The organism is Rhodoferax ferrireducens T118 (assembly GCF_000013605.1).
In the GTDB taxonomy this organism is placed as follows: domain Bacteria; phylum Pseudomonadota; class Gammaproteobacteria; order Burkholderiales; family Burkholderiaceae_C; genus Rhodoferax; species Rhodoferax ferrireducens.
Map to the genome: position 1 here is coordinate 2,722,977 of NC_007908.1, position 14,706 is coordinate 2,737,682.

The 14,706-nt window shown below is 61.8% G+C and carries 7 protein-coding genes; all 7 read right to left on the bottom strand.

Features of this window, described 5'->3' with window-relative positions; translation table 11 throughout:
- Nucleotides 1-2: 2 nt before the first annotated feature.
- Complete coding sequence (locus RFER_RS12510; protein WP_049765746.1) at nucleotides 3-2,435, bottom strand: DNA internalization-related competence protein ComEC/Rec2; 2,433 nt, start codon at nucleotides 2,433-2,435, stop codon at nucleotides 3-5.
- Nucleotides 2,436-2,524: 89 nt separating this feature from the next.
- Nucleotides 2,525-5,503 (bottom strand): VIT domain-containing protein, encoded by a 2,979-nt coding sequence (locus tag RFER_RS12515; RefSeq protein WP_011464762.1) that lies wholly within the window; start codon nucleotides 5,501-5,503, stop codon nucleotides 2,525-2,527.
- Nucleotides 5,504-5,609: 106 nt separating this feature from the next.
- Nucleotides 5,610-7,367: a thiamine pyrophosphate-binding protein gene (locus RFER_RS12520; protein ID WP_011464763.1), complete on the bottom strand. Its 1,758-nt coding sequence runs from the start codon at nucleotides 7,365-7,367 to the stop codon at nucleotides 5,610-5,612.
- A gap of 17 nt (nucleotides 7,368-7,384) precedes the next feature.
- Nucleotides 7,385-9,064, bottom strand: a complete 1,680-nt coding sequence (locus tag RFER_RS12525) for an AMP-binding protein (protein WP_011464764.1) — start codon at nucleotides 9,062-9,064, stop codon at nucleotides 7,385-7,387.
- A gap of 239 nt (nucleotides 9,065-9,303) precedes the next feature.
- Nucleotides 9,304-11,883 (bottom strand): diguanylate cyclase domain-containing protein, encoded by a 2,580-nt coding sequence (locus RFER_RS12530; RefSeq protein ID WP_011464765.1) that lies wholly within the window; start codon nucleotides 11,881-11,883, stop codon nucleotides 9,304-9,306.
- A gap of 67 nt (nucleotides 11,884-11,950) precedes the next feature.
- Nucleotides 11,951-13,690 (bottom strand): methyl-accepting chemotaxis protein, encoded by a 1,740-nt coding sequence (locus tag RFER_RS12535; RefSeq protein WP_011464766.1) that lies wholly within the window; start codon nucleotides 13,688-13,690, stop codon nucleotides 11,951-11,953.
- An 80-nt stretch (nucleotides 13,691-13,770) separates the two neighbouring features.
- Nucleotides 13,771-14,595 carry an HDOD domain-containing protein gene (locus RFER_RS12540; protein WP_041790673.1) on the bottom strand — a complete coding sequence of 275 codons (825 nt, stop codon included), beginning with the start codon at nucleotides 14,593-14,595 and terminating at the stop codon, nucleotides 13,771-13,773.
- Between the last annotated feature and the right edge of the window lie 111 nt (nucleotides 14,596-14,706).

A 14,706-nucleotide genomic window follows, 5' to 3' on the forward strand; every position in this document is an offset into this window, starting at 1 on the left:
GCTTACAGTAGACGATGCTGCCAATAGCGCAAGCCATCTGATCGCTGGCATCGCAGCTCTTGCGGCAGGGCCGATTGCCAGGTCGCAGCACCACAATGGGGCGAATCGATCACCTGAATGTGACGCTCCTGGTAGCGCACCAAAACAGACTCCGCCGGGTGGCCAAAGCGGTTGCGGTAACCGGCTTGCACCAGCGCAGTCCGCGGCTGCACAGCGTCCAGAAACGCCGCGCTGCTGGAGAATCTACTGCCGTGATGCGGTACCAGCAACACATCGGACCTCAGATTGCCCCCCTCGCTCACAAGCCGGGCTTCCTGCGCCTGCTCAATATCACCCACCAGCAGCGCCGACTGGACGCCATTGGACAGGCGCAGCACGCAGCTCATGGCGTTACTCTTGCGCACCGCGCCGTAGTCAGCGGCTTGCGGGTGCAACACTTCAAAATCAACACCGTCCCAACGCCAGCGCTGCCCGGCCGCGCAACGCGTAACCGGGTGCACCGCCTGCAACTCGTGCGTGTCCTCAATCGAACTGAGCACCGTCGCCTGCGGCTGCATCGCCAACAGCGCCAGCGCGCCACCGGTGTGGTCGCTGTCGCGGTGACTCAGCAGCAAGGTATCGAGTCGCACATCGAGTGCGCGTAAGAGAGGCACCAGCACGCGGTGACCCGCATCACTCTCACGGCTGAAGCGCGGCCCGGCGTCATACAGCAAGGCATGGTGGGCGGTGCGCACCAGCACGGCATTGCCCTGCCCGATGTCGGCGGCCAGCAGCTCAAACTGGCCTTCTGGGGGGCGCGGCGCCTGCCACAGTAACACCGGCAGCATCAAGGGCAGGCCCAGCAGTCGCAGACTCCAGGGCAACTGCATGACCAGCACGGCGCCGCCGATGACACCGGCCACGCCTGCCCACAGCGGCGCTTGCGCCACGGTGATCGTTGCAAAGGACAAGGCCGCCAACATTTGCAGATACCAGGTCAAGGCGGCAATGGCCCACGCCGCCACATCCCACAGCGGCGCCACCGCCACACCCGCCATCGCCAGCGGCGTCACCACCAGCGTGACCCAGGGAATAGCCAGCGCATTGGCCGCCAGCCCCACCACCGAGACCTGCCCAAACAGCAGCAGCGTCAAGGGCGTCAGCGCCAGTGTGATCACCGCCTGCTCCCGAAACATGGAGACTAATCGGCCTCTAGCCCCCGTCCTTTCTTCGTAATCAGCTCCTGAATCAGAAGCAAATAGGATGCCCACGGCAACAAAGCTGAGCCAGAACCCGGCCTGCAACAGCGCCCACGGGTCCACGGCCACCACCACCGCGCAGGTCAGCAGCCAGACATGCGGCCAGGGCCAACGCTTGCCGCTCAGGCGCAGCAAACCCACGGTCGCGAGCATCAGCACGGTGCGCTGCGAGGGCACGCCCCAGCCGCTGAACAGGGCATAGGCCGCCGCCAGCAACACGCCGCCGACCAGGGCAGCGCTGGGCGCCGGCAGCCACAGGCACAGCCGACTGGAGCGCCGCCACAACCAGCCCACCACCAGCGTGGCGAGCCAGGCAAACATGGTCACGTGCAAGCCTGAAATACTCATCAGGTGCGCCACGCCGGTGGCCCGAAAAACATCCCAGTCCGCGCGGTCGATGGCGTTTTGGTCGCCCACCACCAGGGCGGCGATCAGTCCGGCATATTTGCGATCCTCTACCTGCCCAACTATCTGCTCGCGCACCAGTTGGCGAGCCAGTTCCACCGGATGCCGATACGTCTGAATCAGCCGCTGCGGCGCCGGGTCTTTGGGCCCGGCGCGCACATAGCCGGTGGCCTGCAAGCCCTGCTCCCACAGCCAGAGCTCGAAGTCATAGCCAAAGGGGTTGCTGGCGCCATGCGGTGCCTTCAGGCGCACGGTGAATTGCCAGCGCTCGCCTGCCTGCAGGGCGGCGGGCTGGCGCTGCAGTTCATCCCCCAGATCTGCATCACCGCCGGCAAAACGGTCGGCATACCAGGCCAGATAGAGGCGCGACGGCAGGCGAACGGTCTGCCCCTGTTGTTGCGCCGACTCCACGTCCAGGCGAAAACGCAAACCCGTCTCGCTGCGCTGCGGCATGGCGGCAATGACGCCGCTCACTGCGACGTCGCGCCCTTCCAGACCGGCGTCCAGCGCCTGCTCTGCATAAGCCGAGGCGCGCAGCCCCACCACGGAAAAAGCCACCAAGGCAAAGGCCAGAGCAAGCAGCGCGGCCAATATCGTCCGAGAATTATTTGCTACATATTTAGTAGCTGCTAGAGCAAACAGCACGAGGGCTAGAAGCATAAAACACCCATAGACCTGCCAGGGCCAAAGTGTTGCTTGCTGCAACTGCCCGGCAGTGCCAAGCACAAAACCAAGCAGCGCTGGAAAAATCAGTCCGGTTGTGCCAGCGGTGTGATGCGGAGCGGTTTGCATCACCACTTCCTGAAAAACAGGACCATCACCGACCGTGTCGCCATTTCCAATCTTCAATTTTTGATGACTCTTCTTCAGGCCAAGCCGGGTCATGGGGCCACGTTGCCGACCTCAAACGTGCCAACATCAACCACCGCGCCTTGCCCACTCAAGCGCAGGATGATGTTGTCATCTTTTTGCTGCGCGCTGCCAAAGCCCGTGCTCAGGCGCAGCATCAGGGTCGTGGCGCCTGCAATAATTTGCTGACGGTTACCGTAAAAGTGTGCCTGCACCTTGTACTTGCCGGGCTTGGCCTGGCGCAAGGAATACTCCTCCGGGCCGTAGCCACGGGTGAAATCGCGCGACATGCTGCCACCCTGATACCCAAGCCGGTGGCCGTAATAGACTTTTTCGTTGTTCGGATCGGTCACCCAAAGGTCAATGTCGGTGTTATCGGCATCCCAGCTCAACACCGCGCGCACCGCCAGCGGCAAGTTGCGCATCAGCCGTTCATCAAAACGGCTGGTATCGACCGCACTTGCTGGCGCGGCTTGGGCCACGATGGCGTTCAATTCACCCAGCGCGATCAATTCAATATCGGGGAAGCGGTTGTGCCAGGGACGTGCCACGACCTCCCATAAGTTGTCCACGGCCCGCTGATACTGACCATCTTGCGCGTAGGCCAAACCCAGATCGCGCCAGGATTGCGGCTCATTGGGATTCAGAACCACCACTTGCTGCAGAATCGGCAGCGCCAGTTTGGATTGCTTGGCCTGCAACAGGCGATAGGCCAGGATGCGCAAAATTTGCCGGTTTTCAAGATTCATTTCTGCCAGGTTGGACAAGATACGCAGGCCCAATGACACTTGACCACGTTCCATGAAAACATCTGCCACATCGAGGAAAAATGCCGTGCTGTTGGCATAGGCCGGACGTTCATCCAGATAAACCCGATACATCTGCTCAGCGGCAACGTCGCGTAAACGTTGGGCGTAAGGGGCGTCCGACTGCCATTTCTTCAACTCGATTCTGGCGGGCGCCGTCGCCGCAGCACTGATTGACGCAGAGGCCGAACCTGCCGCTGCCGGCAGCATCGCCACCGGTACGGGCGGTGGCGCCATGGCCATCGCCGTGGCCACCGGAACTGGCGCCGATGCGGACATGCCCGTGCGCTCGCCGGCCGATGTATCTTGGTGGACGGCTGGCTGCGGCATGTCACTTTTAGGGAAGCCTCGTTCCCACCAGGCTACCTTTTGCGCGAACCGCTTCGCGATGTCCTCAAGATGGTCGTGGCGCTCATCGCTGAGTTGGCGTATTTTTTGAGCCTGCCGCGCTTCGTATTCGACCCGCAGCGACGCGGGCGGCGCAATCTCGTAGCGAACGTAGTCCTCGACACGATCCAACACAATCAGCGACGTCTCACGCGTCACCCGGCCAAAACGCTGGCCCAGTTGGCGAATAGCGCTCCGATTGGTGGCGTAGTCGGCCTCCAGTTGCGCGATCTTCAAGCTGACCCAGCGACTGGCCGCCAGAGAGGACCCGGCTTTGGCCCCATTTTGAACCGTCACTTGTTGTAGCTGGTGCTGGTCCTGGGTGTTGAGCCAATCCAACTCAACGCTGGCTTTCGGCTCGGTCAGGATGCCGGCAATCTTGATCAGGTTGGCTTCAGGATAAATCGACGCGCTCACCAAGTCTTTGGCACCGTTGCTGTGCAGTCCCAGCAGACGCGGGTACCGATGCGTCAACTCAGTGACGGCCTGGGCGGGTGTGGTCGCCAGCAAATCGAGCAAACGCCCGCCGCTTTTTTCGGCCATGGCGCGAAGGCGAGGCACATCGGCCATGACGGCCGCGTTGACAGCGTACAGCGGCGCATCGCCCGCCTCAAACTGGCCCGCACCGTAATTGCTCAAGCCGTCCGAAAACATCAGGGTCAGATCGGCGGTATGGCCTGGAGACAGCGCGATCGCGCTGCTGGCTCCGTCGTAAACCATTTGCTCCAATTCGGCGCGCAAGAGGCGCCAGTCGCCATTTTTTACTGCGAAGAATTGTGGCGCCTCGGCCTGGTCGCGCACCACCAGCAGCTCTATCTTGACGTCTTTCAAGGCTTTGAAATAGGCATCGAGCAGGGCCAGCTCACGGCCATGGTCCCGCGCCAAGCCCGAACCCGAGGCATCCCACACCAAAGCCACGGTTTTGGGATTCACTCTGGGGGCGGAATTGGTCAGCAGCGCTGGCACTTCGGCATAAAAATAGGTTTGACCGTCACGCGTCTCGGTCGCCATCAAGGACGTTTGCACGCGCGGAAAATCAACCGTCAGCAGCCCCTTGCCGGTGAACTTCCTGCGTGAAAAGCTCACCCTGGAACCGGTGTGTGGTTCTTTGTCAAATTCATAGCTGACCTTGATGCGCTCAGCACCCAGCAGGGCGCGAACCGCCATGGCAGAGTGCCGGCCAGGCGAAGCGGCGTTATGCACGGTGACATCAAGTTGCTCAACGGTTTCTGCAAATTGCAGCGGCAAACGGTAGCCGGTGTAATAGGCAGACTGTGTGCTGCCCCCGCTGCTGTTGCGTGACAACATTTCATCAAGCTCCAACACCACCCGCCGTGTGCCTTTGGCCGGCAAGGGGTAGACGCGCAGTTTGTAATTGTTACCCTGGGTCTTCTCCAGCAGCGCAGGGTCAACTTCTGCGCGCGCCACATCCTCAAACACCTGCTGGCCCTTGACCTTTTCTACAGGCACCGCTGAACGCAATTCGCCGTCGATGTCCAGCGCAATGCCGGTCACCGTCTGGCCATCGAGCAAGGGAAACTGCAACTCGCCTTCCAACGGACGCAGGTTGGGGTTGTAGAACACCATCTCGATGCGCGTATGCGCTGCGGCCCCCAGAACTTCCGCCTGAACCAGCACGCTTTCCAGGCGTACAGGCAAGCGCGCATCGGGCACAACCAGGCGTGTCGGAACGTGCAGAGGAACCGGTCGAACAGGCATAACCTGCGCCGCAACCAGGCCGGAAATGAAGGTTGACGCCAGCAGCAAAGCCGCCGCAATGCTTTGCCGTGGCTTGGCCACGATGTCCCCGATAGTCATGGTCAAGGTCCCTTGTGATGAGCCGCAGTTTAAAGGCAATCCTTTGTGCCAAAACCGGCAGCCATCGCCCTGCCCACTGTGTTCGGGGCACTCGCTCGCCCGCCAGCTACATCGACAGCGACCCTTCCCGGAACTCCGTCTTGTCGAGCCAGACGTTGACCAGCACCGGCTTGCCGCTGTGCGCCAGCGCGCGGGCACGGGCCAGGGCGGCGGGCAGCTCCATCATGGTTTTCACCACGATGCCTTCGGCGCCAAAGCCGGCCGCCACCGCGTGGTAGTCGGTGCGGGCCAGCACGGTGGCCACGTCGTCATGCAGCATCTTGACCTGCTCGCGGGCAATCTGGGTCCAGCCGGCGTCGTTGCCAACCAGCGCGATCACCGGGATACCGTGACGCACAAAGGTGTCGAACTCCACCAGACCATAACCACAGGCGCCGTCACCCAGGATGATCCAGACTTCGCCGCCCGGACGCGCCAGCGCGGCACCGAGTGCAAAGCCGGCCCCAACGCCCAGGGTGCCGAAAGCGCCGGGGTCGAGCCAACTGAGCGGCGTACGCGGGTGCAGCACATAGGAGGCCGTGGCCACGAAGTCGCCGCCGTCGGCCACCAGCAGGGCGTTATCGCCCAGCTCGTTCTCCAGCGTGCGAAACAGCGCAATCGGGTTGACGAACTCACCGCTGGCCTGAGCCTGCTGGTCGATCTCCAGCTCGCGTGCGGCATCACGTCCGCGCAGTTGCGCGACCCACGCGGCCAGGCGTGACCCGGCTGCGGTGCTGGCCGGTTGCGCCTGCGCCAGCGCCTGCAGGAACAGGCCGGCGTCGCCAATGGCGGCAATGTCGGGCTTGCGGTTCAGGCGCGCATCCTTGGCGCTGCGGTTGGCGGCGATCAGCGTGGCGCTGCGCCGCACATGTTTGCCGTAATCGAGCCGGAAGTCGCAGGGCACGCCCGCCAGCAGCACGCAATCGGCTTCGCGCAGAGCCTGGCGACGCTGGTGGCGCATCTGCAGCGGGTGGTCGCGCCCCAGCAAGCCGCGCGCCATGCCGGACAAATAGACCGGGATACCGAGCCTGGCCACTGCCTCGGCCAGATGCTCAGCTTGTTTTGAGAGCACCAGCGCCTGACTGCCGATCACCAGCAGCGGCCGCTCGGCCTTGGCCAGCGCTGCCAGCGCCGCCTGCAGGCGGCCATCAGGCGCGCGCGGCGGCAGCACGGGGCGCACCTGCGGCGCGCTCACCGCCGCGCTGCCATCGAACATCTTTTTAACGTGGCGATTCAGATAAAAGCGCAACAACCGGTCGGCGACGGAAGTGCCTTTGCCCGCCGCGTCGGCATACCACTGGCGAATCGAGACCTCGTCGTACAGCAGGTCAACCGGGCACTCGATGAACACCGGCCCCGGCACCCCGGCCTGCGCCACGGCAAAAGCTTCATCAACGGCGGGGCCGAGTTCAGACACGCGTTGAATCTTGATGAAGCGCTTGACATGCGGCGCCACCAGCGGGCGCTGGTCGATGTCCTGCAGGGCGCCGCGCCCCTGCAGTGCGGTGGGCGCAGCGCCACCGATGAGAATCACCGGTGACTGCGCCAACTGCGCATTTTTCAGGGCCGTGATGGTGTTGCTGATGCCTGGCCCCGCCGTGACGGCCGCGACACCTGGCAGGCCTGACAGCCTTGCCGTGGCGTCGGCGGCAAACACCGCGGTGGCTTCGTCGCGCACATCAAGGATGCGGATGCCACGCGCTTTGGAGGCACTCAGGATGGGAGAAATATGACCGCCGCAGAGCGTGAAGACACAGCGCACGCCGTGTGCCTGCAGGGCTTCGGCGACGCGGTCACCGCCGTGGCGGATGGATGTGCTTGGCATGTTGTCGTGTTTCCCGCCTAAGCCCAATGAACCGGGCCGCGGCCGGTGTACCAGACCTCTACCTGGGCCGCCACCGCCGCTTCGATGCGACCGCGTTTGATTTTCATGGTCGGCGTGAGGCAGCCGTTTTCGATCGACCAGGGCTCGCGTGCCACGACGATCATGCGCAGGTGTTCATATTCAGGCACCTGCTGGTTCACGTCCTGAAGCAACTGGCCCAGCTCGTCCTGCACTCTCGCTCGAACATTCGGGTCACCCATTTGCGGGCGCAGGCTTTCGGCCAGCACCACCATCGCATAGGCAGAAGGCTGACCGACGCCCGACACCAGCGACAGCTCGACCATCGGATGCGCATTAAGCAGGTTCTCGATCGGCGCCGGTGCCACGTACTTGCCCTTGGCCGTCTTGAACAGCTCCTTGGCGCGGCCGGTGATCTTGAGCAGCCCGTCGGCCCTCAACTCGCCGAGGTCGCCGGTACGGAAAAAACCGTCCTCTGTGAACGACGCCGCCGTCAGCTCCGGCTGCTTGTAATAGCCGCTGAACTGCCCGGGCGACTTGATCAGGATCTCGCCTTCGTCGCTGATGCGTACCTGCACGCCGGGCATCGCCACCCCGACATAACCGGGCTCGTTGAACTTCTCGTTCGAGCCGTGCGAGAACGAATTGTCCTCGGTCATGCCGTAGCCCTCGTACAGTTTCAGGCCGAGGCGCCGGTACCAGGCGATGAGGTCGGGCGGGATCGGCGCCGACCCGCTGGCCGCATTGCGGACCTGATCCAGCCCCAGACCCTTGAGCACCTTCTTCGCGACGATGCGCCCGAGGATCGGGATGCCGAGCAATCGATCGAGCTTTTCCGGCGCCATCTTCGCGAAGACGCCCTGCTGGAACTTGAGCCACAGCCGCGGCACCGAGATGAAGACCGTCGGCCGTGCACGCTGCAGGTCCGTCAGGAAGGTGTCGAGCGCCTCGGCGAAAAAGACGTGCGCGTCACCGCCGACCAGCGTCGACGCTTCGACGCACGAGCGCTCGAAGCTGTGCGCCAGTGGCAGGTAAGACAGGAGTCGGATTTCGGTTTCCCGGCCGAGGCGCTCACGGGTGTAGTTGGAAAAACCTTCCCCCGCGCGGGTGATGGCGCCAAAGCTCACCATCGCGCCCTTGGGCTGCCCGGTCGAACCCGAGGTATAGATCAACATCGCCAACTCGTTGGCGCCGCGTTGCGGGCGGCCACCGAGCGGACCAGTTCGCGCCACGATGGCATCCCAGGTGTCGTAGTCGGTCTGCGGCGCCAGCGGAAAGGCAATGCGTGGCAGACTGGCTGGCACGCCCGGCTTCTGCGCCTCCCAGGTGTCGAGCTTGCCCACGAACAGCAGGCTGGCACCGCTGTGCTCCAGCACGAAGTGCACGGTCTCGGCGACTTCGGTCGGGAAGATCGCCACCGTGGTGTAGCCGGCCATCCAGATCGCCAATTCGGCCATGAAGAAGTGCGCGCAATTCTTGGACAGGATGGCGACGCGTGCGCCGCGTTCCAGGCCGCGACTTTGCAGATGCGCCGCCATGCGCCGCGCCTGATCGACGGTTTGCGCCCAGGTGTAGTCCGTCACCTTCCCGCCGCCAACGGGCTGACTCAGGAAAACCTGGTCGGGGTGCGCGTCGGCGTGGTCGTAGACGTAGTCGAGGATCAGTTTTGAATCGGGCATGGGGCATCCTGTTTTTTTGTTCTCGCGTCAGCGGAGCGCGTAGTGCTCCACTATGACTTGCAATGCGCACGCCGTCACACGGGTTTACCCGAGTTATCGACAAAAACTGACCTCTAGCCCCCGTCTATACTCAACAAGTAGCTATTATTAATATAGCATTCTTACCCGTGGCATGGCGATAATCAAACCGATCCAGGCGAAGCAAACTGGCCTGTCAGCCTGGGGATCGGGGTCTCGCATCAGGCTTTTGAGTCATAAAACCTGACTGTATTGCGCCCAACTTTCTTGGCCCGGTACATGGCCGCATCGGCCCACTTGAGGATGTCGTCCTGCGGGGTTTCGTTGTCCATGAAGATCACCACACCGATGCTGGCCGTGCAGTAATGCGTCAACAAGGTGTCGCTGCGGCTCTCGTGATGCACCGTGATCAGGTAGGGTTCAGACAGGCTGCTGCGGATTTTCTCGGCAACGGCTTGCGCCTGCGCGGTCGATAGCGCCTGATCGGTACTCAACTCACTGAGCATCACCACAAACTCGTCGCCACCGAAACGCCCGACGGTGTCGATCTCGCGCACACAATGGGTCAGGCGCCTGGCCACCTCAATCAACAACAAATCGCCCAACAGGTGCCCATGCGTGTCATTGAGTGGTTTGAAATTGTCCAGGTCCAGAATCATCAGCGCGCAATAGCAGGCACTGCGCTTGCTGGCTGCCATGGCCTGGCCCAAGCGATCGGTGAGCAGGCGACGGTTGGGCAGCAGGGTCAGCGGGTCATAGAAGGCGAGTTGACGCACCTGCTCTTCCATCTGTTTACGCTCGGTAATGTCGTGGGTGACGGCCAGCTGCATCGTCTCGGCATGGTCGAGCATGGGCACTGCATGGGTCTCCAGCCAGCGCCGGCCACCCTTGAGACCGATCACCTCGAACTGCATTTGCATCCTTGCACCCGCCAGCACACGCTGATGCAAATCCCAATAAGCAGCGCGGTATTCGGGGGCGATGAGATCAAGCACCGGGCGCCCTGCCACCTGCGCCAGCGCGTCGGCCTCGATCATCGCCAGTCCGGCCGGATTCATGTGCAGCAAGCGCCCCTGGGCATCAATAATTTTGATGCAATCGGGTTCGTTCTCGATGATGGTCTGCAAGTGCAATTCACTCGCCTTCAACTCTGCGGTCTGATCTGCCACTCGCTGCTCCAGCGTTTCGTTGACCTCCTGAATCTCATCAAACTGTGCCTTCAGCAGTTTGGACATCTCCCGGAAATTGCCAATCAGATCATTGGTCTCCTTGATCGCTGTTTCAGGCCACACAATGTCGTTGTCGCTGGCTGCAACCCTGAACGGCAAGTTGCGGGTCAATGCACCCAGAACATCGAGCGTGCCCATGATTTGGCGGCTCAGGACTTCGGCCAGTATCAACGCCGCCAGCAAAATCACAAACAACAGGGTCAGTTTGTCGCTGTAATTCTTGTAGAGCGTTTTCTGGAAAGGCGCGACCGGCTGCTCCAGGATCAATGTCCACTCGGCCAGATCACCGACGGCAGTTTGAGCAACATAAACCGATTCTTGCCAACGATCGGAGATTGAGGTATTGGCAGCCACTGAAGGCACCCACTGACTGATGCCGGCATCGAGTTGACTGAGCTGGCCTCTGCCGCGTTTAAAAGGTGTCATGACCGTTTGGTCGCTGCGATTGCTCATGATGACCTGGTTTTTTTTGTCCAGCAAGGTGTAGAGCACCGCATGACCCACCGTGCTGCTGTCAAGTTGCTCGCGTATCTGCGTCAGACTCAGTATGCCGGTCACATAGCCGCCGTATTTCCCATCCAGGAGCACGGGCGCTCGCGCCGCCACCATGGGCCTGGCGATGCCGATCCTGTCCATGATGGCCTCCGAGACCATCGGTTGAAGGGTTCGCTTGAGGTCTGGAATGAACGGTCCATCCGCGAAGTTCTTTCCAATGGTGCTGTGCCCTAACTCATCAAGCAATGGATAGTAGGCAGTAGTTGTCGCCTGAGCGTCCATCAGCCCAAGGCGCAAAAAATTGGAATCCAACTTCTGCGCCTGCTCCAGATGAGCTTGCATCTGCTGCGGCGTCTTTACGGCCGCCGTCTCGGCCAGCTTGAGAACGGCAGATTTCCTGTTGATCACCCATGTGTTCACATAGTGATCCAGGCGGGCGCTGTCTTGCAGCAATGAGGCCCGAATCCGGTGGTCGGTTTCAGCAAAATCAGCGCGGCTGCCAATCGCAAGCATGATCAAGCCCGGAAACACGACAAAAGCGGTCAGCAGGTTGTAGATGATCTCGCGAAATGAGGTCTGCGACGATCGAAACCCGAGCACCAACCCGGTAAAAATCAGCCGGGCCAGCAGGGCATTGGCCATGCCGTTGCTGGCCTGCTTGGTCATGAGGAAGGTAACGCTACTGAGCGGCACATGCATCACCAGGCGGTAAAAAAAGAACACCAGTGGCATGCCAACCAGCAGCCAAAACAAGGTATCGGCCAGCACCATGCCGACCCGGCGCCGCGTCATCAGAACACCAACCCACAGCGCCTCAGCGCCGAGGATGATGATGGCGTAAGGGTGGTTCCACAGAACGTAGGTGTAGCTGCCGATCAGCGCGGCAGCCAGTGTGCCCCAACCGAGCCCGAAGTATTGGAGGGCCAGCATCGCAAAGATGCTGCCGAACAGGAAATCAATATTGAGAAAAACCGGAAAACTGAAATAGTTGCCCGCCAGACCGGCAGCAACCAGAAACACAAACAGGAGAAGGCCGTAAGGGTGTCTGATGTTCGGGCTGATCAGGATGCTGTTCACGTTTGGCGTTGTGGTTAAAACAATGCTCCACTCAAACCAGGGTCCAGGTCACCTTCTATTTTGCCGGTCAGAAAGCTTCCCAATCCGCTTCACCCGCTGGGGCGTCTTTAGCGAGCGTTTTCGCCGGCGCTTTGGCGGAATTCTTCAACGCAGCACCTGACGACGGCGCCGCCAGGGCGCGGCGCGCGACGGGCTGGCGGACACCCGGGGCAGGCTGATTCGAGCGCAGCGCTGCCGGTGGTGGTGCCCGCCGGGGCGAGTCAACGCTGACGAGCTTGAACACGGCCACCGTTTGCACCAGATCTTGCGCCTGCGACTTGAGGCTGTTGGCTGCAGCCGCCATTTGCTCCACCAACGCGGCATTTTGCTGCGTGGACTGGTCCATCTGAGTCACCGCCTCACCCACTTGCGACACGCCCAGCGCCTGCTCGCTGCTGGCGGAGCTGATCTCGCCCATGATGTCGGTCACACGGTGAATGCTGCTCACCACCTCGGCCATGGTGACGCCGGCCTGGTCCACCAGCGTGCTGCCCTGCTCCACCCGCTCCACACTGGCGTTGATCAATGACTTGATTTCTTTCGCTGCTTCGGCAGAACGCCCGGCCAGGCTGCGCACCTCGCTGGCCACCACCGCAAAGCCACGCCCCTGTTCACCGGCCCGGGCGGCTTCCACCGCCGCGTTCAAAGCCAGGATATTGGTCTGGAACGCAATGCCATCAATCACACTGATGATGTCTGAGATTTTGCGTGAGGCATCATTGATGCCCTTCATGGTGTCCACCACCTGCGCCACCACTTCGCCGCCCTTGACGGCCACCGCGCTGGCACTCAAAGCCAGTTGGTTGGCCTGGCGCGCGCTGTCGGCATTTTGTTTGACGGCGGCGCTGAGTTGCTCCATCGAAGACGCGGTTTGTTCCAGCGCGCTGGCCTGACTCTCCGTGCGGGCACTCAGATCCTGGTTACCCTGCGCAATTTCGGCGCTGGCGACCTGCAGGCCCTCGGAGCCGCGGTGAACATTGGCAACGACCCGGGCCAGGCTGGCCTGCATCAGATCCAGATGGGCCATCAGGCTGCTGGTGTCGCCTGCCTTGAGCATGTTTTCCTCGCTCAGATCACCCTGGGCCACGCGCTGTGCCAGGTTCACGGCATCCTGCGGCTCGCCCCCGAGCTGCTTGATGATGCTTCGGCTCAACAAAATACCGAACACGATGCCACCGGCGCACACCAGCAGCATGAGAACCACGCTGATGAGGGTTGCCCGGCGGCCCGATGCCGCTGCCTGGGCCAAGACGGCGGCATTGTCGGCCTTGATCCGGGCAACCGCCTGCTCAAGCAGCTTCAAGGGCTCCCGGTCCATGTCCTGCGCCGAGTTGTCGCCACCGGCCGGATCCATATTGGCGGCCTTGAAAAATTCCAGACCCTTGCGATAGTTCTCCCCCATTTGGGTGTGCGCCTGCGCGAACTTAGCCACCAGCGCCCGGCTTTCGCCCTCGGGTAATGCGGCCATCAGCTTCTTGGCCCGCTCTGCCACATCGCGCTCATGCTGAACAAAACCGGCCCAATGTGTGCTCATCTTTTCAGCGTTTGAACCGCGCAGCAGGACGTTCTTCCACTCCAGTACCTGGGTCTTGAAAACCAGCGCCATATCAGCGACCTGGGCCTCGTGATTGGTGTTGGCTGTGGCGGCCACCGCATTTTCAAACGTCCCAAGCGATTGGTTCAAGCTGTAGATGCCGAACAGCGCCGCACAGAACAGAAAGAGCTGCGCCCAGGCAAACGCCAGAGGTAACTTGAGGCTTAGTTTCATGATGGCTTTCGTGGAAAATGACGTCTGCAATAGAAACTATAGCGTTTCAGGTTTGATGAAGGGTTGCGTTGGATCAGTATTTAAATCAAGGATCGCCCCGGCATCTGGGCTGACCAGTCAATCGGGTCCTGCTGCAGCACGATGTCAATGTCCAGGCCCAGCACCTCTCCCACCGCGCCCGGAAACGTCACCGCCAGGGCATTGGCCGATAGCCCGCCCTCGCGGGCGCGCACACGCCAGGTAGCCAGGTGAATAACCCCTGCCAGCGGTTCATAGACCTCGTCCTGGAACGGCGCGTACTGGTGCGCCAGCGCATCCACAATCGGCTGCGGAAACTGCCACTTGCTGGCAAAACCGGCACCCACCTCGGCGTAACAAAAACCAAAAGACCGGTGCTCCAGCCTGGCACGCCGCAAATCAAGCGGGTCCACTTCGCGGTCCAGCGCCGCTACCTCGTCGGGCATGCCGATGTGCATGGCCAGTTCGCCCACTGCATGGATCAAGCCGCAGGTAAAAGCCGCCTGCGGGTTTTGCCGCACCACCCCGGCCAGTGAGCGCGACAGCTTGGCCACGTTCAGGCTGTAAGCCCAAAACTGCTGCAGGTTGATGCCCGGCACCGCCTTCAGCGAAGCTGCGGATGCCGCCTGGGCGGCCATGGCCCGCACATGCGCCAGGCCCAGGATGGCCAGCGCCTCCGACACGCTGTTGATCTTGCCCGAGAGCTTGAAAAAGCCCGCATTGGCGGTCTGCAACAAGCGCGTCGTCAGGGCCGGGTCGGTGCTGATGAGTTGGGTGATGGTCTTGAGATCGGGCTCACTGCGCCCGAGCTCGCTGAGCAAAAGCGCCACCACCTTCGGAATACTGGGCAGGACAAACTGTGAGGCCAGCAGGGTATTGAGATCCACGGCTACACAACTCCGTTGACAAATTCGAGGGATGGATGAGGCTGACAAAATCATTATGTCCTGAAACCTGACGTAACAGACCGCCGCCACACGCGGTGGGCAAGCGCTGTC

Excerpts from the sequence above, each read along its gene's own strand:
- RFER_RS12525 (WP_011464764.1), bottom strand. The coding sequence starts at position 9,064 with ATGCCCGATTCAAAACTGATCCTCGACTACGTCTACGACCACGCCGAC.
- RFER_RS12510 (WP_049765746.1), bottom strand. The coding sequence starts at position 2,435 with ATGCAAACCGCTCCGCATCACACCGCTGGCACAACCGGACTGATTTTT.
- RFER_RS12535 (WP_011464766.1), bottom strand. The coding sequence starts at position 13,690 with ATGAAACTAAGCCTCAAGTTACCTCTGGCGTTTGCCTGGGCGCAGCTC.
- RFER_RS12515 (WP_011464762.1), bottom strand. The coding sequence starts at position 5,503 with ATGACTATCGGGGACATCGTGGCCAAGCCACGGCAAAGCATTGCGGCG.
- RFER_RS12520 (WP_011464763.1), bottom strand. The coding sequence starts at position 7,367 with ATGCCAAGCACATCCATCCGCCACGGCGGTGACCGCGTCGCCGAAGCC.